Below are 22,137 nucleotides of genomic sequence, written 5' to 3'. Positions count from 1 at the left end.
GCTGCGAGCGATGTTCACGGGGCTGGTGCAGTCAGTGGGAAGGATTGAGCGTCGTGCCGGGGCTGTTTTGGTCTGGGGCTGTGCTCCCTTTGCTCCCCTGGCGCTTGGCGATAGCGTCGCCGTTGATGGCGTCTGCCTCACGGCGGCTGAGCTGATCGCGGATGGCTTCCGCGCCGATGTGAGTGAGGAAACCCTGCGCCGCACCACGCTCGGACGAAAAGCGGACCGAGGTGGAGCTGTGAACCTCGAGCCGGCGCTTCGGCTGAGCGACCGCCTTGGGGGACATTTGGTGAGTGGCCATGTGGATGCCACCGGTGAAGTCACCTGCTTGGAGACCCTCCCCCATTCCTGGGCTCTGTCGATTCGCTGGTCTGAAGCCCGATTTGGCCGCTACGTCTGTGAGAAGGCCAGCATTGCTGTGGACGGCATCAGCCTCACGGTGGCGGAGTGTTCAGCGGATGGAACGACTTTCTCCCTCGCCGTCATTCCCCACACCTGGGATGCAACAACCCTGAGGAACCTGGCCATTGGAGACACCGTGAATCTGGAAGCCGATCAACTGGCTCGTTATGCCGAGCGTCTGCTGCATGCCGATCCTTCCGATGGCCGCAGCACGGAGGAGGGGCTGACATCCGACTGGCTGGCCGCTCACGGCTGGTCCTGATCCATCTGCTGAAGAACGATCATTCCGGAGTCCCGTTGGAGTTCGATCTTGAATTCCTGTCCGGGCTCAAGGCCGAGCCGACGGGTATAGGCATGGCCGATCAACAGGTTGCCGTTGCCATGAACACGGGTTCGGAACTCGGCCTGCCGACCACGGCTTCCGCCTGAAGAACTGCTGCTGCTTTTCGGCAACTGCCACCCCTGGGCCGCTGCTTTGGCCTCTACCAGGGCGCGATAGAAACTTTTTTTCAGCAGACGTCCACTCGGACCCACGTAGCCACAGCCGCGGGCGATGTCGTCTTCCGGCCGATTGCTGAGCGATCTGGCCTTGTCGAGCAGTTCCTTGCCGACCAGCATTTCAGGAATTAATTCAATTGAATTCTGGCCACGCCCGCCAATCAAGGCAAGGGATCAGAGCAGATAAAGGATCACGAAAAGAACCACCCAGATCCCATCCACAAAGTGCCAGTACAACTCCGCTGCCTCCAGGGGGAAGTGGTCGGCTGCGGTTACACGGCCCTCCGGTTGCCTTGCCTGCCACCAGACAATCAGGGTCATCAGGGCGCCGAGGGTCACATGGAGACCATGAAATCCGGTGGCGGCGAAAAAGGTGCTGGCGAAAAGGTTGTCGGTCAGGCCGAAGGGGAGGGTGAAATATTCGACCATCTGGCTCACCAGAAAGGCCAGTCCGAGGCCTGCGGTGATCAGGAGCCAGCGTCGACAGCGCTTGTGGTCGTCCTGTCGGATCGCTTGGCCAGCACGGTGGAACGTTGCACTGCTCACCAAGAGAAGAATGGTGTTAAGGATTGGCAGGGGCAGTTCGAGTTCATAGATGGCCCCGTCCGGGAGTGGGTTCACCGCTTTAAAGGTGAGGTAGGCCGCAAAGAAGCCGGCGAAGGTCATGGCGTCCGCCACTAGAAAAGTGGCGAGGCCGAACATGCGGTGATCGGGATGCTCGGCATGCTCGGTATGGCCGTGATCCTGATCTTTGGTGGTCACTGTGGTGGTCATTTGCCGCTGCTCCAGAGATCACGACCGCTGGTTGCGGTGAGGTCAAGCTCGTCCGGTGGGACGCCATATCCGTAGGGCTCTTCCACGAGAGGGGCTTCGCCGATCCAGTTTTCAACTGGTGGCGGAGAACTGGTCAGCCATTCGGGAGTCAGCGCTTCCCAGGGGTTGTCTCCTGCGACAGGACCGCTCAGGGCGCTGTGGATCACATTCCAAAGGAAGGGCAGGGTGCTGATGGCCATCAGCAGGGCTCCGACGGAGCTGATCTGATTGATCAGGGTGAATTGGGGGTCGTATTCAGCAACACGTCGCGGCATGCCGTTGAGGCCCAACCAATGCTGCGGACCGAAGCACAGATTGAAACCGATGAAGGTGAGAGCACAGTGCAGCCGACCAAGATCCTCATTCAGCATTCGGCCGGTGAATTTGGGGTACCAGTGGTAAATCGACGCGAAGATTACAAAGACCGAACCACCGAAGACGATGTAGTGGAAATGAGCGACGACGAAGTAGGTGTCGTGGACATGGATGTCGAAAGGCACCTGTGCCAAGGCGACGCCTGTGATGCCTCCAAGCACGAAGTTCACAATGAAGCCGCAAGAAAACAGCATGGCGCTGTTGAGGCTGATGCGTCCGCCCCAGAGTGTTGCCAACCAATTGAAGAATTTAATGCCGGTTGGAACAGCAATGAAGGCTGTGGCAATGGTGAAAAACAGTCGCATCCAGGGAGGTGTTCCGCTGGTGAACATGTGGTGGGCCCACACGATCAGGCCCAAAACAACAATGGCCATGATCGAGTACACCATGGTCACGTATCCGAAAAGCGGCTTGCGGGCATGAACCGGCAAGATTTCACTCACCAAGCCAAAGGCTGGCAAGACCATGATGTAAACGGCTGGGTGAGAATAGAACCAGAACAGATGCTGGTAGACGACAACATTTCCGCCAAGGGTTGGATTGAAAAATCCTGTGTGGGCAACAATATCGAAACTCAGTAAAACCAATGTTCCGGCGAGAACTGGTGTTGAGAGAACCACAAGAATGCTGGTCCCCAACATGGCCCAGCAATACATGGGTAGCTGCATCAACTTCAGGCCGGGGCGACGCAGCTTGAGAATTGTGGCGATGAAATTAATGCCTCCGAAGATCGAGCTTCCGCCAAGCAGCAACACGCTCAGGATCCAGATGACTTGTCCTGTAGCTGGCGTAGTGATGCTGAGTGGTGGATAAGCGGTCCAGCCAGATTGTGCAGCACCCGTTAGGAAATAGCTGGTGATCAGCATTAATCCGGCTGGAGGAATCAACCAAAAAGCAACAGCATTAAGGCGTGGGAAAGCCATGTCCCGCGCTCCAACATAAAAAGGGATTAAATAGTTCCCAAAGGCACCATTCACCACAGGGACGATCCAGAGGAAGATCATCACAGTGCCGTGGAGGGTTAAAACCTGGTTGTAGACATCCCGTGCCATGAAGTCGGAAACGGGGCTGGTGAGTTCCGTTCGAATCGCACCCGCCAGTGCTCCGCCAATGAGATAAAAAGCAAAGCCACAAACGAGGTACTGCAGACCGATCACCTTGTGATCAACGCTGAAGCTGAAATACCGCAACCATCCGCTGGGTTGAAGATGTGGGGGACTGGATGTTTCAGGGGGCAGGCTGATGGTCATGTCAGGCGTTCGCGATGTTGATGGGCTCGTCTTCCGGTGCTGCTTTGGCGTTTTGTTTGTACCAGTTGTTCCAGTCTTCCGGGCTTTCCACTACGACGGTGGAGCGCATTCCGCCGTGGTAAGGGCCACAGAGTTCGGCGCAAACGATCGGATAGCGTCCCGTGCGGGTTGGCGTAAAGCTCAGCTGGGTTGGTTGGCCTGGGATGACATCCTGTTTCAAGCGAAATTCAGGGACCCAAAATGCATGAATCACATCTTTTGCTTCCATGCGAAGGGTGATTGGTCGATCGGATGGAACATGAAGCTCGCCTGAAGTGATATCCCCATCTGGGTAATGAAAGAGAAAGGCAAATTGCATGGCCGTCACTTCAACGGGTAAGACATTCGTTGCTGCCGCTGATTCAATCGATCCGGAACTGATGCCTCCCCATATCTGCTCCTCGTGGGCCCCACCCATGTGGTCATGGGCCAGTGGCACCATGCCACCCATCCGGTCGTAGATGTCGTAGCTGTATAGGCCAACAAAAAGCACGACAACAGCTGGAACTGCTGTCCAGAAAATTTCAAGGGGAAGATTGCCTTCAATGGCTAAACCATCACCAAGTTGACCGCTACGCCGTCGGAATCGAATCAAGCTGAAGACGAGAAGACCAGTAATTCCAACAAATAGAATGCTGCCAATCGTGAACAGAACCTTAAACAGTTCGTCGTAAATTGGCGCGTTGGCGCTCGCGTCGATGGGAAGGAGGTTGATGTTCTGACCGATCCAAAGACCGCCCAAAGCAAGGACCATCCCAATCACTAACGTGAGAATGGCGGATGGGATCTGCACCCGATGAATCCCAGGTTTTCATCAGCGTATGGGCCTGGCTGCGTATCTCCATGAAGTGATTGTTAAGGCCTCATTTCTGTCAGGGAAAGGGGATGATCTTTCCCCTGTTTGTTTCGCAGATGGCCATAAAGCATGACGCCATGTTCTGCATCGCTACGGTCCGAGCAATCCCTTCTGGGTTGCATCGGATGGAGCTTGTTCGATGATCCTTTCTTCAATGTCGACTCTTCGTCGACGTCTTGGGTTGTTATCGGCGCACTTGGTAGTCGCCGTCATCGCTTTGGTGGTGATCGGTGGTGCGACGCGCGTGATGGAGGCCGGCTTGGCTTGTCCCGACTGGCCTTTGTGCTTTGGCTCATTTCTGCCGGGTCGCCAGATGAATGTTCAGGTGTTTCTGGAGTGGTTCCATCGCCTTGACGCTTTCGTCGTCGGCATCGCCCTGGTGGTGATGGCTGTGACGACGACGGTTCGGCGGCGTCAGCTTCCTTCATGGCTGCCCTGGCTGGCGGCTGGCCTGATGGCTCTTGTGGCCATGCAGGGAGGGCTGGGTGCTTTGACGGTGACCCACCTGCTCCCATCGGGTGTCGTGACTGCCCACTTGGCTCTTGCTCTCACGCTTGTTGCACTGCTGAGTGGGTTGACGCAACGCCTGCTTCATCCCGCTGCCGTCGCGGCTCCGCTCTGGTGGCGCATCTCGGCACTGCTTGGGCTGTTGTCGGTCTTTACCCAATGTCTTCTCGGTGGTCGACTAGCCACCTCTTGGGCAGGGCAGCGTTGCCTCGCTGGGGGCGAGGCCTGTCATCTGGTTCTCTCCCATCGCGTCACGGCGATGCCGGTGGCCGTTGTTCTGCTGGTCTTCGCCGGAGCGGCACTGCTGGCTGGTGGTTGGGCCCGCCGCCAGTGGCCCTGGCTTGCTGGGGTGGTTCTCCTGGTGCTGACTCAGGTGGCGCTTGGTGTCCTCACCCTTCGCCTCGGTCTGTCGCAACCCGCGGTGACCATTGCGCACCAGCTCGTGGCTGCCCTGTTGATCGCCTTAATGGCGGCGCTTCTTGTCCGATCTCCGGAGGGCCGCCCCTCACCGTCCCGTTCCGTCGTTCTCGACGACACCTCGTTGGAGGCCTGTCATGGCTGAACTCACATCAATCGTTCGTCCGACCCGTGAGGAGGTGGTTCCCTCCCGCAAGCGGGTGAAACTTCCAGCCTGGCTGGAAGTCGCCAAACCGCGACTCATCCCTCTGCTGCTTGCCACCACTCTGGGGGGAATGGCTCTCAGTGAGGGCTGGCCCCTCTCCTCGCCGCGGCTGGTGTGCACCCTGGGGGGAGGAGCTCTCGCTTCAGCTGCCGCTGGTGTTCTGAACTGTTTGTGGGAACAGGATCTCGATGGCCGGATGGCCCGCACCAGCGGTCGGGCACTTCCCTCCGGTCGGCTTTCGCCCACCAGTGCGTTCGCCGGAGCCATCGCCTGCACTTTGGCAGCGGCGATGTTGCTGGTGAGTGGCGTGAACTGTCTCGCTGCCGGACTGTCCCTGCTCGGTCTTTGCAGTTACGTCCTGCTCTATACAGCTCTGCTCAAGCCGCGGACGTCACAGAACATCGTTATTGGTGGCGTTGCCGGGGCGATTCCACCCCTTGTGGGGGCTGCTGCCGCCACCGGTCATGTTGGCCTCGGGGGCTGGTGGCTGTTCGCTCTGGTGATGGTCTGGACGCCAGCCCACTTCTGGGCGTTGGCACTTTTGTTGCGCGAGGACTACCGCGCTGTTGGTATTCCGATGCTGCCGGTCGTCAAAGGCCCTGTGGTGACAGCGCGGGCGATCAAGACCTATGGCTGGATCACCGTCCTGCTGAGCGGTTTGGGAGTGTTCGCCCTGCCCTCCGGTGGTGTCTTCTACGGTCTGATGCTGCTTCCCTACAACGGTCGGCTGCTGCAGCTCGTCGACCGACTTTCTCTTGATCCCGACAGCCTTCTGAATGCCAAGGCTCTGTTCCGTTGGTCGATTCTTTACCTGTTCGGTCTGTGCCTGCTGCTGATTCTCAGTCGAACGGATCTTGCATCAGGCTTTGCTTACCAGGTGATGCAGCTTCTCTACCTGCTCATGGGGATTCAATGAACACTCTTTAGATTCCCTGGATTGCCCGAGGATGTCCCTGACGGTGCCTGATGGCGTTGATTGAACTGCGGAAGATTTCCAAGTCCTACGGCTCGGTTACGGCTCTACGTGAGCTTGATCTCACCGTTCCTGAAGGGTGCCTCTACGGGCTTCTTGGCCCGAATGGTGCCGGTAAAACAACGGCCATGCGCATTCTGGCCACCTTGCTCGCCCCCGATGGCGGTTCCGTACATGTGGGCGGTGTGGACGGGCTGGCGGAGCCAAGAGCCATCCGCCAACTCATGGGTTATGTGGCCCAAGAGGTAGCTATTGACAAGATTCTGAGCGGTCGAGAACTGCTGCAGCTTCAAGGTGATCTGTACCACTTGCAGCGGAAGGATCGCGAAACCCGAATTGCTGATCTGATTGAACGCCTCGCCATGGGCGACTGGATTGATCGCCGCTGCGGTACCTATTCCGGTGGCATGCGTCGTCGGCTCGATCTGGCGGCCGGTTTGCTGCACCGTCCCCGGTTGCTCGTGCTTGATGAACCCACCGTTGGATTGGACATCGAGAGCAGGAGTGCCATCTGGCAACTGTTGCGTCAGCTGGTTCAGGAGGGCACCACTGTTCTTCTGAGCAGTCACTACCTGGAAGAGGTGGAGGCACTTGCTGATCAGATGGCGATCATCGATGACGGTCGGGTGATAGCTGAAGGCACTCCGGACCAGCTCAAGCAAAGGCTTGGGGGTGATCGCGTCACCCTCCGGGTCCGAGAGTTCAGCACTGCTGAAGAGGCGGCCAAGGTGCGTGCGCTGCTTGAACCGCTGAATGGGGTTCTTGAGGTGGTGGTGAACCGAGCTCAGGGGTTTTCCCTCAACCTGGTGATTGAAGGTGGGCCCGTGATCGACCAACTTCGTCAAACCCTTGATGGTGCAGGCCTCCCTGTCTTTGCCTTGGCCCAAAGTCGTCCAAGCCTCGATGATGTCTACCTTCAGGCAACAGGACGCACCCTGATGGATGCTGAACTGGCCATCGCAGGCCAGCGCGACGTCAAGAAGGAAAAGCGTCAATCCATGCGTTGAGTGCCAATGATGACCTCCCCCACAGCATCAATTGCTCTCCAGCAGCAGCAATCCGGAGCCTTCGCTGAGCTCAGCCAGGAGACTTGGGCCCTTACCCGGCGTTTGTTTCTTCAGTTAATGCGTCGTCCCTCGACCTTGATCGCTGGGATTCTGCAACCATTGATCTGGTTGATTCTGTTCGGCGCGCTCTTCGCTAACGCCCCTGAGGGCCTGCTCCCAGGCGGGATGAGCTATGGCCGTTTTCTTGGTGCTGGAGTCATTGTCTTCACGGCATTCAGCGGTGCTCTGAACGCCGGGCTACCGGTGATGTTCGACCGCGAATTCGGCTTCCTCAATCGTTTACTTGTGGCACCCCTGCGAAGCCGCAGTTCCATCGTGCTTGCGTCGGTGATCTACATCACCGCGCTCAGCCTGCTGCAGAGTTTGGTCATCATGGGCACGGCGGCCGTGCTCGGCTACGGGTGGCCTGGCGTCAGCGGCCTTGTTTTGGTGCTGGTGACGCTGCTGCTCCTGGTGTTTGCCGTGACAGCCCTCAGCCTTGGGTTGGCGTTCGCTTTGCCTGGCCACATCGAGTTGATCGCCGTGATTTTTGTGGCCAACTTGCCCTTGCTCTTCGCCAGCACGGCCCTTGCTCCTTTGTCCTTCATGCCGACCTGGCTGGGGTGGCTTGCGGCCTTGAATCCTCTTACCTTCGCGATTGAACCCATTCGAGCGGCCTACCAAGGTCCTCTTGACCTCTCGGCAGTTTTGTTGGAGGCCCCCTACGGGGATGTCACCGGCACCACTTGCCTGCTGATCCTGCTGCTCCTCACCATCGGGCTGTTTCTTGTGATTCGCCCGCTGCTCAACCGCAAACTCTCCTGAATCCGTGCTTTCTTCCCCGTTTCAGCAGCCGTCGCGTCGACAGAACGCTCTGGCCCTTCAGATCCAGGAGGCCAGGACCACAAGTGATGAGGCCTTGCTGTCTCGCCTGATTAGTCAGTGGGTTCACCGCTACGGATTTAAAAGCGCTGGTGATGTTGACCTGAGCTTGCCTGAGCCGACGGTCTCGGATCGTGAGTTCAGTTCCACTCGTGAGTTCAGTTCCACAGTGGCTGACTCCAGCGTTTCTCCTGCTGTTGAACCGTTGCAGATTGCGGTTGCTGAGGAGCCTTGCTTCGCTCCTGAGATCCTGGCGGAGGAAGAGGTTGTAGCCGAGGAAGAGGTTGTAGCGGATGAAGAGTTGTTGGTTGAGGAAGAGGTTGTAGCGGAGGAAGAGTTGTTGGTTGAGGAAGAGGTTGTAGCGGAGGAAGAGTTGTTGGTTGAGGAAGAGGTTGTAGCGGAGGAAGAGTTGTTGGTTGAGGAAGAGGTTGTAGCGGAGGAAGAGTTGTTGGTTGAGGAAGAGGTTGTAGCGGAGGAAGAGTTGTTGGTTGAGGAAGAGGTTGTAGCGGAGGAAGAGTTGTTGGTTGAAGGGACGGCTCTTCAACAGACCTTCACTGCTGGTCCTGTGCCGGCTCCCCCCATCACTACTCCGCGTTCGCTTCGGCGTTGGCTTCCGAGCCGAGAAGATGACGATTTCCAGAAGGCTGCCTGAACACCATGATTCCGAACCCTGAATCCCTTGATCAGGGGCTGATCGTTTCGGTGCAGGCACCACAAGGCTCGCCGATGCGCCACCCTGATGTGATCGCTGCCATGGCCGAAGCCTCCCTGCGAAATGGGGCAGTCGGTGTGCGCTTGGAAAGCCCTGAACATATTGGTGCTGTGCGTCGTCGCTGCCCAGATGCCTTGATCATCGGCTTGTGGAAGTGCACGTTCCCCGATAGTTCCGTGTACATCACCCCGGGATGGAAAGAGATCCAGGCTGTGTGGTCTGCAGGTGCCGATGTGATCGCGATTGACGCTACAGCCCGTAAGCGGCCTGCTGGTCAGGATCTTGCCACGTTGGTGCAGCGCACCCGTGATGAGCTGCGTGCTCCCCTGATGGCTGACGTGGATTCGCTCGACAATGGACTGCGTGCGGCCGAACTTGGCTGTGACTGGGTTGGGACCACGCTCTACGGCTACACGGAGGCGACAGCGCAGCAGCGCCCACCTGCGCTTGATCTTCTCCCCCAGCTCCGCGCAGACCTTCCCAGCTCTGTGCGCCTGATCTGTGAGGGGGGAATTTCCTCACCGGCCGACGCCCGTTCAGCGTTGCAGGCCGGTGCAGACACCGTGGTCGTTGGGACGGCGATCACCGGAGTGGATCTCCAGGTGACCGCTTATCGCGAGGGAATGATCAGCTGATCACATCATTCCGGGCATGCCCATGCCACCCATGCCACCCATTCCCGGCATGCCCATGCCGCCCATTCCACCCATGCCACCCATGGGATCGCCGTCTCCTGCCGGAGCAGGTGCTGGAGGTTCCGGTTTGTCGGCGATCACAACCTCGGTCGTGATTAGAAGAGAGGCGATTGAGATCGAATCCTGCACAGCCAGACGCACCACCTTTGCGGCGTCGACGATGCCTGCCGCCATCAGGTCTTCATAAGCACCACTGAGGGCGTTGAATCCCTGGCCACTGCTGCGCATGCCAGCGATCACAACATCGCCGTTCTGCCCGGCATTGGTAGCGATCTGATGAATCGGTGCGGTCAGCGCCCGTTGCACAATCTCCACACCGGTGCGTTGGTCGCCGTTGAGGCTTGACGCCAGCGAGTTCAGGCTGTCGGCGAGTTGCAGCAATGTGCTGCCGCCGCCGGCAACAATGCCCTCTTCGATAGCGGCACGGGTTGCATTCAGGGCATCCTCGATTCTCAGTTTGCGGTTCTTCAATTCCGTTTCCGTCGGGGCACCGACCTTGATCACTGCAACGCCACCGGCCAGCTTGGCGATCCGCTCGCTGAGCTTCTCGCGGTCGTAGTCGGATTCGGTGGCCTCCAGCTCACGTCGGATCGCGCCAACGCGTTCGCTCACGGCCTGGCGATGGTCGTCCGTGGCGACAATCGTGGTGCTCTCCTTGCTGATGGTGACGCGGCGCGCTTTACCGAGATCCTCGAGGGTCACCTTGTCGAGGGTCATCGCCTTGTCCTCGCTGATCAGCGTTCCGCCGGTGAGGATGGCGATATCGGCGAGGGCTGCCTTGCGACGTTCTCCGAATGAGGGAGCCCGAACAGCGGCCACCTGCAGAACCCCACGGCTCTTGTTCATCACAAGCGTTGCCAGAGCCTCGCCTTCCACTTCCTCCGAGAGGATCAACAGAGGTGATCCACTTTTCTGAACGGTCTCCAGCACGGGGACCAGATCTGTGATCGTGCTGATTTTGCGGTCCGTTAGCAGGATCAGTGGGTTTTCGAATTCACAGACCTGACGATCGGCATCAGTGACGAAGTAAGGGGAGCTGTAACCGCGGTCGAAGGCCATGCCTTCGGTGATTTCGAGTTCCGTTGCCAGGGATTTCGATTCCTCAACAGTGATCACCCCATCGGTGCTCACCTTGTCCATCGCCTCCGCAATCATCTGACCGACTTCTTCGTCACCCCCGGAGCTCACCGTGGCCACCTGACGAATGGCATCGCCGGCGACGGCCTGGCTCCGCTCGCCCAGTCCCGCAACAATCTGTGCGGCGGCTTTCTCCATGCCACGGCGGAGTTCCACGGGGCTTGCGCCAGCAGCTGTGTTGCGCAGACCTTCCCGCACCATGGCCTGAGCCAGGACTGTTGCGGTCGTGGTGCCGTCTCCGGCTTTGTCTTTGGTCTTTGACGACACCTGCTGCATCAGCTTGGCGCCGAGGTTCTCGAACGGATCATCCAGTTCGATTTCGCGTGCGATCGAGTCGCCGTCGTTGACGATGTCGGGTGCGCCGAATTTGTTTTCGAGCACAACGTTGCGACCCCGGGGGCCGATCGTGACGCGCACTGCATCGGCGAGTGCATCTACACCCCGCTCAAGGGCGCTGCGGGATTCGTCAGAGAAAGAAAGGAGTTTGGCCATAGTCGCGGGGACGCCGTTGGTCACTGTCCCATAGCGATGTGGCACTCGTGGAGAGGTCTTGTGGTGGGGAAAGCCGAATGGTTTCGAGTCGCCTGGATGCCCCCCCTTAACGAACTCATTAGGGTCCGGTCATGGCTGAATCGGGAGCGCTCTTTTTTGTCCTGATGGCGGGGCTGGCCGGTTCAATGGCCCTGGTTTACGTCCCCTTGCGCATTTTTCTGACAGCGACAGCCCGCAGCCGTCGCCTTCGCCTGCTCCAGCGCATCCGCCGCTTGCGTGATCAATTGGCCCAACCCCTTGATCCCTGATTCTTGTTCTCAGGCCATCACCATGCCGCCATCAACCTGCAGCACCTGGCCTGTGATGTAGGCCGCTGCTGGGTCGGAGGCCAGGAAGCGCACGGCACCAGCCACCTGCTCCTGGGTTCCAAAGGTCCCCAGCGGGATGTCTTTGAGAATGGCCTCCGCATCGAGGTCCTTGGTCATGTCCGTGGCGATGAAGCCTGGAGCCACCGCGTTCACGGTGATGCCACGGCTAGCGAGCTCCTTCGCGGTGCTGCGGGTCAGACCGATGACGCCGGCTTTGGCGGCGGCGTAGTTGGCCTGGCCAGCGTTGCCCATCAGCCCCACAACAGAGGTGATGTTGATGATCCGGCCACTCTTCTGCTTCAGCATCGGGCGTGCCACAGCTCTCGTGCAGAGGAACACACCACTGAGGTTGAGGTCGATCACCGCTTGCCAATCGTCGGTTTTCATTCGCATCAGCAGGCCGTCCCGTGTGATGCCGGCGTTGTTCACCAACACATCCAGACGGCCGCTGCGTTCAAGCACCTGTTTGATCAGGCCATCCACCTCTGCCTCGACAGACACATTGGCTTTCAGGGCGTAGGCCTGTCCCCCAGCTGCAGTGATCGCAGCGACCACGTCGTCCGCTGCGGCGGCGGAATTGGAGTAGTTCACGACGACTTCTGCTCCTGCTTCGCCCAGGGCTAGGGCGATGGCACGGCCGATGCCGCGACCTCCTCCTGTCACCAGGGCGGTCTGACCGGCAAGAGAAGCGCTGGGAGACATGGAGGAACCTTTGATCGCAGGATCGTACGGAGCCGCCGTCATCAACCTCAACCCGGCATGGTTTCAATCGTGTCGACGGCCTCCCCCAGTAACGCTTGAAAGGTCGCGAGTTGGGTCTTGCTCCCCAGCACGATCAGGAGTTGTCCCGGTGCCATCTGGGTGTGTCCGCCTGGATTGGCGATCAGCTTTCCCTTTTCTCGGATCGCCAGCACCATGGCTCCACTGCGGCGGCCCAGCTCCAGTTCAGACAGGCTGCGCCCACGGATCTCCATCAGGTGCAGTGGGTCGTGACTCAGTTGGAATTCCTCGATCTCGTAATCAGAGCCAGCCAGAAGCTCCATGAAGTTGAGTGCCAGGGGCCGCAGAGCAGAAGCCGCCATCACGCGGCCACCAGCCACATAGGGACTGACCACGACAGTGGCCCCTGCCAGACGCAGCTTTGAAGCCGCTTCATCGCTGTTTGCGCGGGCAATTAAGCGGCAATCCGGCCTTAGATCCTTGGCGCTGAGGATCACATAAAGATTGGAAGCATCGCTCGGAAGGGCTGCAACGAGGCTGCAGCAGCGTTCGAGTCCTGCGTCCAGCAACGTTTCGTCCAAGGTTGCATCCGCCTGCAGAACACGCATCCCCTTCATTTCAGCGACATCCCTTCGATTGGGATCCGTCTCGATCACCACGAGAGGTACCCCATCGCGTTGGAGTTGGGCCGCGATTTCCTGCCCGATTCGGCCATAGCCGCAAAGGATCACATGGTTGTGCAGGCTTTCCAGCATTCGGTGAAAGCGGAATTCACGCAGTCTGAGGAAATATCCCGAGTCCTTCAGCCCGAGAACGCGTTGGATGGCCAGTTGAACAACCACCAATCCACCAACCACGATCAGCACGGTGACCAGGCGCCCTTGGGGTGACAGGACTTCCACCTCGCCGTAGCCGATGGTGCTGATCGTGATCAGCACCATCCAGAGGCAATCGCCCCAGTCCCAGCCCTCAGTGATTCGGTATCCAAGGGCACCGGCGAAGATCACAGCACTCAGGGCACTGATGGGGCCCCGCCATGGAGCTGTGATCAGCTTCAGCTGTCCTCTGGCTCTGCGGCGCCTCATTGGACGTCCTTCAGAAACCGAGGGCTGTCAGAACTTCACTGCTCTTCAGCGTGGCGAGCTCATCAGAGCGGCCGAGACAGCGGATCTCGGCGCGCTCGGGGAGATCCTTTGCCGCTGCTCCAAGGGCAACTAAGGGGGTGCCGCAATAGGTCGCCAGACGTTGTGAAATCGGGCAGCTGCTGAGCACAACATCGGCACAGGCAATCAGGGCTGCACGCTTGGCCAGGCTGAGCTTTGCTGGAAGCACCATGCTGCGCAGCGCCGGAAGGCGGCTTTTGATGGTTTCAGGAAGCTTGTGCCATTCGGCTGCAGGCCAGTCATGACCTTGGCCTGTCGGGGACAGCAGCAGCAGAGGACCATCGCCGCGGGGTAATGCTTCTCGGGCTTCATCGAGAACACCTGCCGCCAGGGGCACGCGGAACTGCTCGGCCTCGAGTTCAAGACCAAGGGCCTGGAGGTAAGGAGCCAGACGCTGCGCAGTCCAGCCCTGGTCGATGCTGAGCCTGTCGGTGCAGGCAAAGCCTTCAGATCCCAGCCGTTTGGGGATATGACTCATCGACAGCATCAGGTTGACCTGCTGACCTTCAGCAAAGTTGATGCATACCTGGAAGTCAGGTTCCCGCACACAGCCGAGCAGATTGGCCCAGTCCGCAAGGGTGGGGTTGGCCTCGAAGCTGAATGGCAACAGCTTTTCTAGGCATGGCAGGAGTTTCCAAGGGGCTGCCTGCTGGGGATCACACGCCACCTGCAATGTGGCGTTGAGCTTCTGGCAGATCTCGGCCAGGGCTGGTAGACGGTCCAGCTGGTCTTCGAGCGAACCCGGGCTTAGGGCAAGAACTCGCATGCAGCGCCGTCATCCATGGTGCGAACTGATTTTATGGAGGTCGTTTACGCCTGCCCAGGGCAGGAGTCGCTTGTGCATCTGTTGATTGCTGCGGCAGGAAGCGGTCGGCGCATGGGTGCGGATCGGAACAAGCTGCTTTTGCCGTTGGCCGGACGCCCTGTCATTGCCTGGACCCTTGAGGCGGCCTTGCGCTCTGAGCGGATTGAGTGGATCGGCATCGTCGGCCAAGAGGTCGATCGAGACGCCATCCTGGCCGTGCTGGATGCACCCAGCAAGCCGGTGCAGTGGATTCAAGGGGGCAGCACTCGGCAGGAGTCGGTTTTGTGTGGTCTGGCGGGATTGCCGGAGCAGGCCCGCCATGTCTTGATTCATGACGGAGCCCGCTGTTTGGCTGAACCGGATTTGTTTGACCGTTGTGCTGCTGCTGTTGAGGCCGGTACGGCCCTGATTGCCGCAACACCGGTCAGTGACACGATCAAACGTGTGGGATCCGATGGTTTGATTCGAGACACGCCTGACCGATCGGAGCTCTGGGCGGCGCAGACACCGCAGGGCTTTGCCGTCGACCAGCTGCGTCGCGGTCACGCTGAGGCGGTGGCTCAGGGCTGGACGGTGACCGACGACGCGTCGTTGTACGAGCGGCTTGGTTGGCCTGTGCAGGTCTTGGATGCTGGACCTGCAAACATCAAGGTCACAACGCCGTTTGACTTGACCGTGGCAGAGGCAGTGCTCGCCCTCAGGTCAGCAAGCTGAGCAGGCCCGTCTGACCGTCGAGGCGTGCCATCTCTCCTATGGGCAGGGCAGCGTTGCCTGCTCGGTGACCAACGGGCAGGTCCATCACTCTGGGAATGCCGAGGTCGGCAGTTCGATCCTCAAGAACCTGCTCGAGGTTGAAGCATTCCGAGGCATCTCGCGGTTCATCTCCGCACCCTTCGAAATTGCCAAACCCGAGACCTGCCAAGCCTTGCAGACTGCCATTGAGCCTCCATTGGGTCAGCATCCGATCAATCCGGTAGGGGGCCTCCCCGACATCTTCCAGCACCAAAATGGCTCCCTCGAGGGGGGGGACGAAGCGGCTCCCCAGCAGGTGGGTGGCGACGGTCAGATTGGCCACGAGTAGGGGGCCTGTCCCTACCCCTCCACCACCACCTCGTCCTTGTAGTGAGGGGACGGTTTGACCGAAGAGCAGGTTGCGCAATCGGTCACGGCTCCATTGCGGCTCATCTGCAAGCGTTGTCAGTAAAGGGCCATGGATGCCGCCAGCGAACCCTGCTGCCTGGCGGGCCCAGAGCAGAGCTGTCACGTCGGAAAAGCCCAGCAACCAGCCGCTCTGCCAGCGGATGGGCTGCTCCAGCAGCCGAGCAGCCCCCCATCCACCGCGGGCACAGGCGAGCAGCGCTGAGGGTTCGTCTGGATGCAGATCGGCATGGCGCGCGTCATCGCGCCCTGCGAAGTAGCCCCAACGTCGGGTGGCCAAGGCCTGGGGTTGAACATCCAGGCCCCAGCTCTGCAGAACAGCAATGCCCTGTTGGAGCTTGATGTCGTCCTGCAGGGCTGAGCTGGCGGCCACGCAGGCCACACGGTCTCCAGTCTGGAGCGGTGGAGCCGGGGTGATGCGCATCAGACTCCCCATCCCCTGGCTAGAACCAGGCCGAGCCAGAGCAGTATCCCCGCCTGCACCTGCTGGGCAAAGTGCTTCCCGTAGGTGCCCATGGAGGCATCTTGCTTGTTTAAGGGGTTGCAGCTGAGCTGCATGAAGACTGTGGCAAGCAACCAGAGAGGCCAGAACGGTGCTGGGATCTGAGCCGACCAGGCCGCAATGGCAAGGGTGATGGCTGTCACGAGGTAGCAGCCACGCACCACAGGCACCACGCGGGATCCGAGGCTCAAGGCGCTGCTGTGCAGGCCGAGGCTGGCATCGTCACGTCGATCGGCCATGGCATAGACCGTGTCGAAACCGAAGGTCCAGACCACGGTCGCGAGCCAACTGCACACCAGGGCAGGACTCCAGCTCAAGGAGGCCGTTGCGGCGGCCCAGGGGATCAGCACCGCGAAGCCCCAGCACAGCGCCAAGATCACCTGGGGGAAGACGAACCACCGCTTTGCTGATGGATACCCGAGGATCGGCAGCACGGCCGTGCAGGCCAACGCGAGACAGAGCCTGAGACTGTCGGCCGGAAGACTCAGCACGACAGCCAGGCTGACGACCAGCAAGGTCAGCAGCAAAGCGAAGGCTGGTCCTCGCTGCAGCGCACCCCTGGCCAGAGGACGGCTTTTCGTGCGTTCCACTTTGCCGTCGAACCGCTGGTCCCATAGGTCATTGGCGATGCAGCCTGCACCGCTCACGGCCAGGCCTCCCACAAGGATCTGCAGGATCAGTCCAAGGCCGGGCGGGGCTGTTGGATTCAGCCAGAGGGCCCAGCCCGCTGGGATCAACAGGATTAGCCGTCCGGTGGGTTTGTTCCAGCGGAGCAGTTCAATCCAGGGCTGAAGACGGGCAGAGCTGCTGATCACAATCAACGAGATTTGAAGAACCCTAGTCAGGGTCTTATGGCTCCGGCTGTGAGTGGCAGAGTGGATCCACCTCCCTTCCTGACGTTGATGCTGGATGCCGAGGCCCCAGCCAAGCCAACGGAACAGAACAACGGTTTGCCCCAGCCGGCGAATCCAGATCTGCGTCGGATTGCAGCGATCGATATCGGAACGAATTCCTTCCATCTACTGGTCGCAGCCATTGATCCAAAGCTGCGCACCTTCCGCATCATCCAGGCTGAAAAGGTCACCACGCGTCTGGGGGAGCGTGATCCCGAGACCGGTGAACTGACCGCAGCGGCGATGCAACGAGGGTATGAAACCCTGCGCCAGTTCAAGGATCTCTCCGCTAGCCATCAAGTTGAGCAGATCGTTACCGCGGCGACGAGTGCCGTTCGAGAAGCCCCCAATGGCCGCGATTTTCTCCAAACCATCCTGGATGACCTCGAGATGGAGGTGGATCTGGTCAGTGGCCCTGAAGAGGCCCGGCTGATCTATTTGGGTGTGCTTTCAGGAATGCCTTTTGGAGATCGTCCGCATCTTTTGCTCGATATCGGAGGAGGCTCCACTGAACTGATCCTTGCGGATGGTCGCGATGCCCGCGCCCTCACCAGCACCCGTGTCGGGGCTGTGCGTCTCCAACGGGACTTCGTCAAAGACGATCCGATGCCCCTCAAACGTCGATCGTTTCTGCAGGCGTTCATTCAGGGATCGCTCGAACCTGCGGTCGACAAAGTGCGTCGCAGGATCAAACCCGGTGAAACACCTGTGCTGGTGGCAACCAGCGGCACGGCGATGGCTATTGGTTCTCTTGCGGCGAGTGAAGAGGAGCGTCCACCGCGCAAGCTGCACGGGTATCGACTCACCCGGCAGCGTCTGGACCGGGTGGTCGATCGCTTAATCACGATGACCCCCGCTCAACGGCGGAATTTGGCTCCCATCAATGACCGGCGGGCCGAAATCATTGTTCCCGGTGCGCTGATTCTGCAAACCACGATGCAAATGCTTGGTGTTGACGAGCTAGTCCTCAGTGAGCGGGCTCTCAGGGAAGGTCTCATCGTCGATTGGATGCTTCGCCACGGTCTTCTTGAGGATCGCTTCAGCTTTCAGAGCAGCATTCGACAACGCACCGTGATTCATCAGGTGCAGCGGTTTGCGGTGAATCAGAGCAGGGCAGAACGGGTCGCCAGCCATGCCCTCCAGCTGTTCGACGCCACGCGGGGGGTGATGCATGACGACAGTGGCGAAGGTCGCGAACTGCTTTGGGCTGCAGCAATGCTGCATACCTGTGGCCAGCACATCAACATCAGCGCGTACCACAAGCATTCTTGGTACTTGATTCGCCATGGGGAACTGCTGGGCTATTCAGAAGCGGAACATCTGATGGTGGCGGCGATTGCTCGCTATCACCGCCGCAGCTTGCCCAAGAAGCGTCATGAGTCCTGGCAGCTCCTGGCCAACCGAGAAAACCGTCGTTGCGTTCATCAGATGGCCATTTTGCTTCGCTTGGCCGCTGCTTTGGATCGCAGGCCAGAACCAGTGATCTCAGCACTGCGCATTCATGCAGTGAGAGGAGTCCTGGATCTGGAGATCGTTCGCGAGCGGGTGAACCAGAACGTCAGTCTTGAGAAGTGGAGTTTGCAGAGCTGCGCTGAGGTCGTACGGGAGGCCGTCGGAGTCGATCTGCGCGTCAGAGTTCAGGATTGAGTCGGATCCAGCGGATGTCGTCAACAGCCCCCAGGGTTCTTGTTTCAGCGTCTGGCGACGTCAGCTGCACCAGATCGGGCCGACCGGCGTAGATCTCAACCAGCTCTGGATCCTCAATCCTGCGTTCACCGTTTAGAAGCCCTTCAAATTCCACAATCCCCTCACGACGCAGGGCGATCCAGCTGGGTTCGCTGCTGCTGATTGTGAGAGCTGTTTGTGCTGTCGGAGGCGCTGGGACGATGAGTGACTCAATCTCAACCTCCAAGGCGACATCTGTTTTGGCTTCAGGAGGCGAAGCCGGCTCGTTCACGACGAGCGTTCGACTCGCAGGTCTCAACCCTTGGGCGAAGCGCGAAAGTTCTGAAGCGTTGCTCCACACAACCACCCCCAGGCCTGTCAAACCGGCTAGGGCGAGAAGGGGGAGCGGGTTGAGTCTTGCCGGTTTCTGCGGGGCGATTCCCCGAGTTGTGGATCCAGGAGCCGGCTGTTGGGTCTTGCTTGTGGAGAGGGGGCCGATGGCCTGCACCATGGCGTCGGCATCTAAACCCAGATGGGAGCTGAGCCGACGCACCATGGCTTTAATAAAGACAGGTTCTGGCAGTGCGTCTTGATCGCCTCGTTCCAGTGCGGTGAGTTGCTCCACTCCCATGTGCATCTGGCTGGCCAGCTGGTCCCTTGTCAGGCTGGCTCCAGCCCGTGCTTCAGCCAACTGTCGCCCTACTTGGACCAGGCCCGCATCTTTGCTCTGGTCTTCCGTAAGACTCCGCTCGTGCATGGATGAGTAAGTCGACCTAGTTCCTGGCGAAACTTAAGCCCAATTGATCATTCAGTCAGCCCCATTGGTGAACCCCAAGAGTCAATGGCACCAAAAAATATGGGCGATACTGGATTCGAACCAGTGACCCCTTCCGTGTGAAGGAAGTGCGCTACCACTGTGCTAATCGCCCGCACAAATCGATCCTAAACCACCGCCTATTGGGTTTTTGGACGGAACAGGTGGTCGTGGTCAGGGGAGTAGAGACGTGAGCGTTGAGGGCCACCGGCGAGTGCAGGACTCACCACATAAAGCGTGGTTCGAATCAGATTGCGTTCTCGACTGGCTGCAGCCATCTCCCTCAAAGGGACCACCGTGAGCATTTGATCAGGCCAGCTCACCCGATGTCCGATCGCCACGGGAGTGTCGTCTGGGTAGTGATCCAGAAGGGTGGTTTGCACCTCCTCGACATGTCTGGCGCTGAGGTAGATGCAAAGGCTGGCGCGCAGGGTTGCCAATCTGCCGAGCTCTTCCCGTTCCGGCACGCCGGTGCGTCCTCCGGCCCGACTGAGCACGATGGTCTGCACCACTCCTGGAAGAGTGAGTTCGCTAGCGAGTCCAGCTGCTGCAGCTTGGTAGGCACTGATTCCAGGCACCACTTCCACGGGGATGTCCGCGTCACTCAAGGCACAGATCTGTTCATTGATGGCGCTGTAGAGCGCCGTATCGCCGTCATGGAGCCGGACCACCCGTTTGCCCTGGCGGTAGCGATCGATGAGCAAAGGGATCAGCTCTTCGAGCGTTGTCGTGCTGGTGCGGATCCGTTCGCAATCGGCTGGAGCTAGATCGGTGATTGCAGGACACACCAAGGAATCCGTCCAGACCAGAACCTCAGCCCGTTTGAGCCGTTCAGCAGCGCGAAGGGTAAGCAGGTCTGGAGCACCTGGGCCTGCTCCAACGAAACTGACAACGTGACTCAACTGCGTTGGCCTGATGGATCAGGCAGGGGTCGCTTTCGTCCATATAGCCACCAAAGCCCGATCCCGCCGAGAGCGACCAACGTGCAACTCATCAGTTGGGCGATGCGGATGCCCCCTTCGCATGCGGGGGGAAGTGAGCCGATGCAGAGGGGATCGATGCGAAGACCTTCAATCCAGACGCGGCCAAGGCTGTAACCGACCAAGTAAACGCAGCTCATAGCGCCCGCCGGGAGGATCCCGGGTGACTTCAAGCCGCGGCGGAAGAGCAGCAGCAGGACTGCGAAGAGCAGCAGATTCCACACCGATTCATAGAGAAATGTCGGGTGGAAAAATTCCGAAGTGCTGTAAGTAACCGGGCGGCTCTGCGCTGGTATGAACAGTTTCCACGGCAGATCTGTTGGAACGCCAAATGCCTCAGAGTTGAAGAAGTTCCCCCAGCGACCGATCGCTTGTCCTAATGCCACGGATGGCACCAGAACGTCGAGCACATCCCAGAAGGGTTGACGGCGCCAGCGGCAAAACAGGATCAATGTGAGTGTCCCTGCAAGCAGAGCGCCGTGGATGGCGATGCCGCCCTCCCAAATGGCAAGGGCCTTGAGCGGGTGCGATGCGTAGTTGTGCCACTCAAATGCCACGTAGTAGATGCGTGCCCCGATGACGGAAAACAGCACGAGCACAGGCAGCAGATCGCTGATTAAGCCGTTTTCCAGGTGTCGGAGCTTTGCCAGGCGACTGGAGAGGTTCAAGCCGATCAGCACTGCCGTGGCAATGAGCAGGCCGTACCACCGAAGCGGCAGAAACCAGTTTTCGGTTTGAGGCAAAAATTCCCCTGGCGACTGAAATGTCGCCAGGGGAAACAGGGCTTCAACAGCCATAGAAATCAGAAGTTGGCTTCAGCTGCCTGAACTTTCTCAATCTGCCTTTTCTTCAGCACCAACATGATCTGTGCGAGAGCCACAGCGGCGAAGAAAGCAAGCAATCCGTAGATGCGAACGGGGTTCTGGAGAACAATTTCAGCATCCACTTGACCGAAGCCGCCCACATTGGGGTCATCGGTGAGAGCAGCGCCGGCTTCGATGCTGTCGCCAGCCTTGACCAGAACTTGGGGCCCGACAGGAATGGTTTCGTTCACGCTTTCACCGTCAGCCGTGGTGATGCTGACCACGCTCGCGCCGTTGTCACCAGGTTCGATAGAGGCGATGGTGCCGGTTGCTGGTGCTGTGAAGATGGTGTTGTTGCTCTTTTCACCGGTGGGATAAACCTGGCCGCGACCGCGGTTGCCACCGACGTGGATCTGGTACTTACCGAAGTGGATGTTGCTGTCGGTGGCTGGATCAGGGGAGAGAACAGGGAAGACAACTTCCTGGTGCTGGTCACCTGGAATCGGGCCCACCAGCAGGATGTTCGGCTGGTCGTCGCTGTATTGAGTGAAGTAGACCCCTTCCGTTTCCTCCTTGATCTCATCGGTCCAGCGGTCCTGAGGAGCGAGGGTGAAGCCATCGGGAAGCATCACAACGGCGCCGACCTGGAGGCCTACGTCGCTTCCATCGGCTCCGATTTCCTGAAGACCCTGCTCATAGGGAATCTTGACGCTGGCGGTGAAGACGCTGTCAGGCAGAACTGATTGGGGAACTTCGGCCTGGGTCAGCTTTTTGGCCAGGTGGCAGTTGGCGCAAACAATTTTGCCGGTGGCTTCCCGGGGGCTTTCGTAGTTTTGTTGAGCCCAGAAGGGATATGCCCAGCTGGCAGACGGGGCAATTAGCAGCGCCAGTCCGATGACCAGCGATCCAAGGAGAAGCGAGAGGTGACGACGCATGGGACGGTGAGGGGATGCAGGCGTAGGGGAGG

The 22,137-nt window shown here is 59.3% G+C and carries 24 protein-coding genes and 1 tRNA gene; 10 read left to right on the top strand and 15 right to left on the bottom strand.

Going from position 1 to position 22,137, the window contains the following annotated elements; translation table 11 throughout:
- Window positions 1–10 precede the first annotated feature (10 nt).
- Entirely contained in the window at window positions 11–664 is a 654-nt protein-coding gene (locus tag DXY29_RS07315) for a riboflavin synthase (protein ID WP_115024077.1), read from the top strand.
- Here the strand turns inward: DXY29_RS07315 and DXY29_RS07310 are convergent.
- From DXY29_RS07310 to DXY29_RS07295, 4 genes are read right to left on the bottom strand one after another with little or no spacing between them, the layout of a single operon-like run.
- The gene (locus tag DXY29_RS07310) at window positions 649–1,020 is read right to left on the bottom strand and encodes an AbrB-like transcriptional regulator (protein ID WP_011363609.1); all 372 of its coding nucleotides are present in this window, start codon (window positions 1,018–1,020) and stop codon (window positions 649–651) included. The two genes, DXY29_RS07315 and DXY29_RS07310, sit on opposite strands and share 16 nt — an antisense overlap.
- A 54-nt stretch (window positions 1,021–1,074) precedes the next feature.
- The gene (locus tag DXY29_RS07305) at window positions 1,075–1,674 is read right to left on the bottom strand and encodes a cytochrome c oxidase subunit 3 (RefSeq protein WP_115024076.1); all 600 of its coding nucleotides are present in this window, start codon (window positions 1,672–1,674) and stop codon (window positions 1,075–1,077) included.
- Window positions 1,671–3,338, bottom strand: a complete 1,668-nt coding sequence (ctaD, locus tag DXY29_RS07300) for a cytochrome c oxidase subunit I (protein WP_115024074.1) — start codon at window positions 3,336–3,338, stop codon at window positions 1,671–1,673. Before ctaD ends, DXY29_RS07305 begins: the two co-directional genes overlap by 4 nt.
- Before the next feature lies 1 nt (window position 3,339).
- Window positions 3,340–4,170: a cytochrome c oxidase subunit II gene (locus DXY29_RS07295; protein ID WP_115024072.1), complete on the bottom strand. Its 831-nt coding sequence runs from the start codon at window positions 4,168–4,170 to the stop codon at window positions 3,340–3,342.
- A 202-nt stretch (window positions 4,171–4,372) separates the two neighbouring features.
- On the opposite strand from DXY29_RS07295, the gene DXY29_RS07290 reads away from it, so the two are divergent.
- From DXY29_RS07290 to DXY29_RS07265, 6 genes are read left to right on the top strand one after another with little or no spacing between them, the layout of a single operon-like run.
- Window positions 4,373–5,302 (top strand): COX15/CtaA family protein, encoded by a 930-nt coding sequence (locus DXY29_RS07290; protein WP_115024071.1) that lies wholly within the window; start codon window positions 4,373–4,375, stop codon window positions 5,300–5,302.
- The gene (locus DXY29_RS07285; protein ID WP_115024069.1) at window positions 5,295–6,278 is read left to right on the top strand and encodes a heme o synthase; all 984 of its coding nucleotides are present in this window, start codon (window positions 5,295–5,297) and stop codon (window positions 6,276–6,278) included. Before DXY29_RS07290 ends, DXY29_RS07285 begins: the two co-directional genes overlap by 8 nt.
- Window positions 6,279–6,328: 50 nt before the next feature.
- Window positions 6,329–7,342: an ABC transporter ATP-binding protein gene (locus DXY29_RS07280; protein WP_115024068.1), complete on the top strand. Its 1,014-nt coding sequence runs from the start codon at window positions 6,329–6,331 to the stop codon at window positions 7,340–7,342.
- Window positions 7,343–7,351: 9 nt separating this feature from the next.
- Window positions 7,352–8,206: an ABC transporter permease gene (locus DXY29_RS07275; protein ID WP_115024066.1), complete on the top strand. Its 855-nt coding sequence runs from the start codon at window positions 7,352–7,354 to the stop codon at window positions 8,204–8,206.
- 4 nt (window positions 8,207–8,210) lie between these two features.
- Window positions 8,211–8,915: a hypothetical protein gene (locus DXY29_RS07270; RefSeq protein ID WP_115024064.1), complete on the top strand. Its 705-nt coding sequence runs from the start codon at window positions 8,211–8,213 to the stop codon at window positions 8,913–8,915.
- A 5-nt stretch (window positions 8,916–8,920) separates the two neighbouring features.
- Window positions 8,921–9,610: an N-acetylmannosamine-6-phosphate 2-epimerase gene (locus DXY29_RS07265; RefSeq protein WP_115024063.1), complete on the top strand. Its 690-nt coding sequence runs from the start codon at window positions 8,921–8,923 to the stop codon at window positions 9,608–9,610.
- Here DXY29_RS07265 and groL read toward each other — a convergent pair whose 3' ends face one another.
- Window positions 9,611–11,299, bottom strand: a complete 1,689-nt coding sequence (groL, locus tag DXY29_RS07260) for a chaperonin GroEL (protein WP_115024061.1) — start codon at window positions 11,297–11,299, stop codon at window positions 9,611–9,613.
- 131 nt (window positions 11,300–11,430) lie between these two features.
- Between groL and DXY29_RS13485 the strand changes: the two genes are divergently transcribed.
- A complete protein-coding gene (locus DXY29_RS13485; protein ID WP_166017435.1) occupies window positions 11,431–11,607 on the top strand; it encodes a hypothetical protein in 177 nt (58 codons plus the stop codon).
- A 9-nt stretch (window positions 11,608–11,616) separates the two neighbouring features.
- Here the strand turns inward: DXY29_RS13485 and fabG are convergent, their stop codons facing one another.
- Genes fabG through DXY29_RS07245 form a run of 3 tightly spaced genes read right to left on the bottom strand, consistent with a single transcriptional unit; the run spans window position 11,617 to window position 14,316 of the window.
- The gene (gene fabG, locus DXY29_RS07255; protein ID WP_115024366.1) at window positions 11,617–12,369 is read right to left on the bottom strand and encodes a 3-oxoacyl-[acyl-carrier-protein] reductase; all 753 of its coding nucleotides are present in this window, start codon (window positions 12,367–12,369) and stop codon (window positions 11,617–11,619) included.
- Between the two features lie 47 nt (window positions 12,370–12,416).
- The gene (locus tag DXY29_RS07250; protein WP_115024059.1) at window positions 12,417–13,472 is read right to left on the bottom strand and encodes a TrkA family potassium uptake protein; all 1,056 of its coding nucleotides are present in this window, start codon (window positions 13,470–13,472) and stop codon (window positions 12,417–12,419) included.
- A 10-nt stretch (window positions 13,473–13,482) separates the two neighbouring features.
- A complete protein-coding gene (locus DXY29_RS07245; RefSeq protein WP_115024058.1) occupies window positions 13,483–14,316 on the bottom strand; it encodes a glycosyltransferase family 9 protein in 834 nt (277 codons plus the stop codon).
- Between the two features lie 72 nt (window positions 14,317–14,388).
- Here DXY29_RS07245 and ispD point away from each other — a divergent pair, with 72 nt between their 5' ends.
- Window positions 14,389–15,069, top strand: coding sequence for a 2-C-methyl-D-erythritol 4-phosphate cytidylyltransferase (ispD, locus tag DXY29_RS07240; RefSeq protein ID WP_115024360.1), 681 nt, complete (start codon window positions 14,389–14,391; stop codon window positions 15,067–15,069).
- On the opposite strand, the gene DXY29_RS07235 is transcribed toward ispD, so the two are convergent.
- Together DXY29_RS07235 and DXY29_RS07230 are read right to left on the bottom strand one after the other, a co-directional pair.
- Window positions 15,053–15,937: an LD-carboxypeptidase gene (locus DXY29_RS07235; RefSeq protein WP_115024364.1), complete on the bottom strand. Its 885-nt coding sequence runs from the start codon at window positions 15,935–15,937 to the stop codon at window positions 15,053–15,055. The two genes, ispD and DXY29_RS07235, sit on opposite strands and share 17 nt — an antisense overlap.
- On the bottom strand, window positions 15,937–16,830 hold the full coding sequence (locus DXY29_RS07230; RefSeq protein ID WP_115024362.1) for a 4-hydroxybenzoate polyprenyltransferase: 894 nt from the start codon (window positions 16,828–16,830) through the stop codon (window positions 15,937–15,939). The genes DXY29_RS07235 and DXY29_RS07230 overlap by 1 nt, the downstream gene beginning before the upstream one ends.
- A gap of 36 nt (window positions 16,831–16,866) precedes the next feature.
- On the opposite strand from DXY29_RS07230, the gene DXY29_RS07225 reads away from it, so the two are divergent.
- The gene (locus DXY29_RS07225) at window positions 16,867–18,555 is read left to right on the top strand and encodes a Ppx/GppA phosphatase family protein (RefSeq protein ID WP_244279340.1); all 1,689 of its coding nucleotides are present in this window, start codon (window positions 16,867–16,869) and stop codon (window positions 18,553–18,555) included.
- Here the strand turns inward: DXY29_RS07225 and DXY29_RS07220 are convergent.
- The 5 genes from DXY29_RS07220 to petA form a co-directional block, all read right to left on the bottom strand.
- Window positions 18,539–19,330, bottom strand: a complete 792-nt coding sequence (locus DXY29_RS07220) for a RodZ family helix-turn-helix domain-containing protein (protein ID WP_115024056.1) — start codon at window positions 19,328–19,330, stop codon at window positions 18,539–18,541. The genes DXY29_RS07225 and DXY29_RS07220 overlap by 17 nt on opposite strands.
- Before the next feature lie 100 nt (window positions 19,331–19,430).
- Window positions 19,431–19,502: transfer RNA gene (locus DXY29_RS07215), tRNA-Val, on the bottom strand.
- A 25-nt stretch (window positions 19,503–19,527) separates the two neighbouring features.
- A complete protein-coding gene (cobM, locus tag DXY29_RS07210; RefSeq protein WP_115024054.1) occupies window positions 19,528–20,289 on the bottom strand; it encodes a precorrin-4 C(11)-methyltransferase in 762 nt (253 codons plus the stop codon).
- Window positions 20,286–21,164: a prolipoprotein diacylglyceryl transferase gene (lgt, locus tag DXY29_RS07205; protein WP_115024052.1), complete on the bottom strand. Its 879-nt coding sequence runs from the start codon at window positions 21,162–21,164 to the stop codon at window positions 20,286–20,288. The genes cobM and lgt overlap by 4 nt, the downstream gene beginning before the upstream one ends.
- 5 nt (window positions 21,165–21,169) lie before the next feature.
- Window positions 21,170–22,105, bottom strand: a complete 936-nt coding sequence (petA, locus tag DXY29_RS07200; RefSeq protein ID WP_115024051.1) for a cytochrome f — start codon at window positions 22,103–22,105, stop codon at window positions 21,170–21,172.
- Window positions 22,106–22,137 lie beyond the last annotated feature (32 nt).

Origin of the sequence: Synechococcus sp. UW69 (genome assembly GCF_900474185.1) — a bacterium.
Lineage (GTDB): Bacteria > Cyanobacteriota > Cyanobacteriia > PCC-6307 > Cyanobiaceae > Parasynechococcus.
Note: the sequence above shows the minus strand (reverse complement) of the source record. Positions and strands in the feature narration are given on the sequence as shown.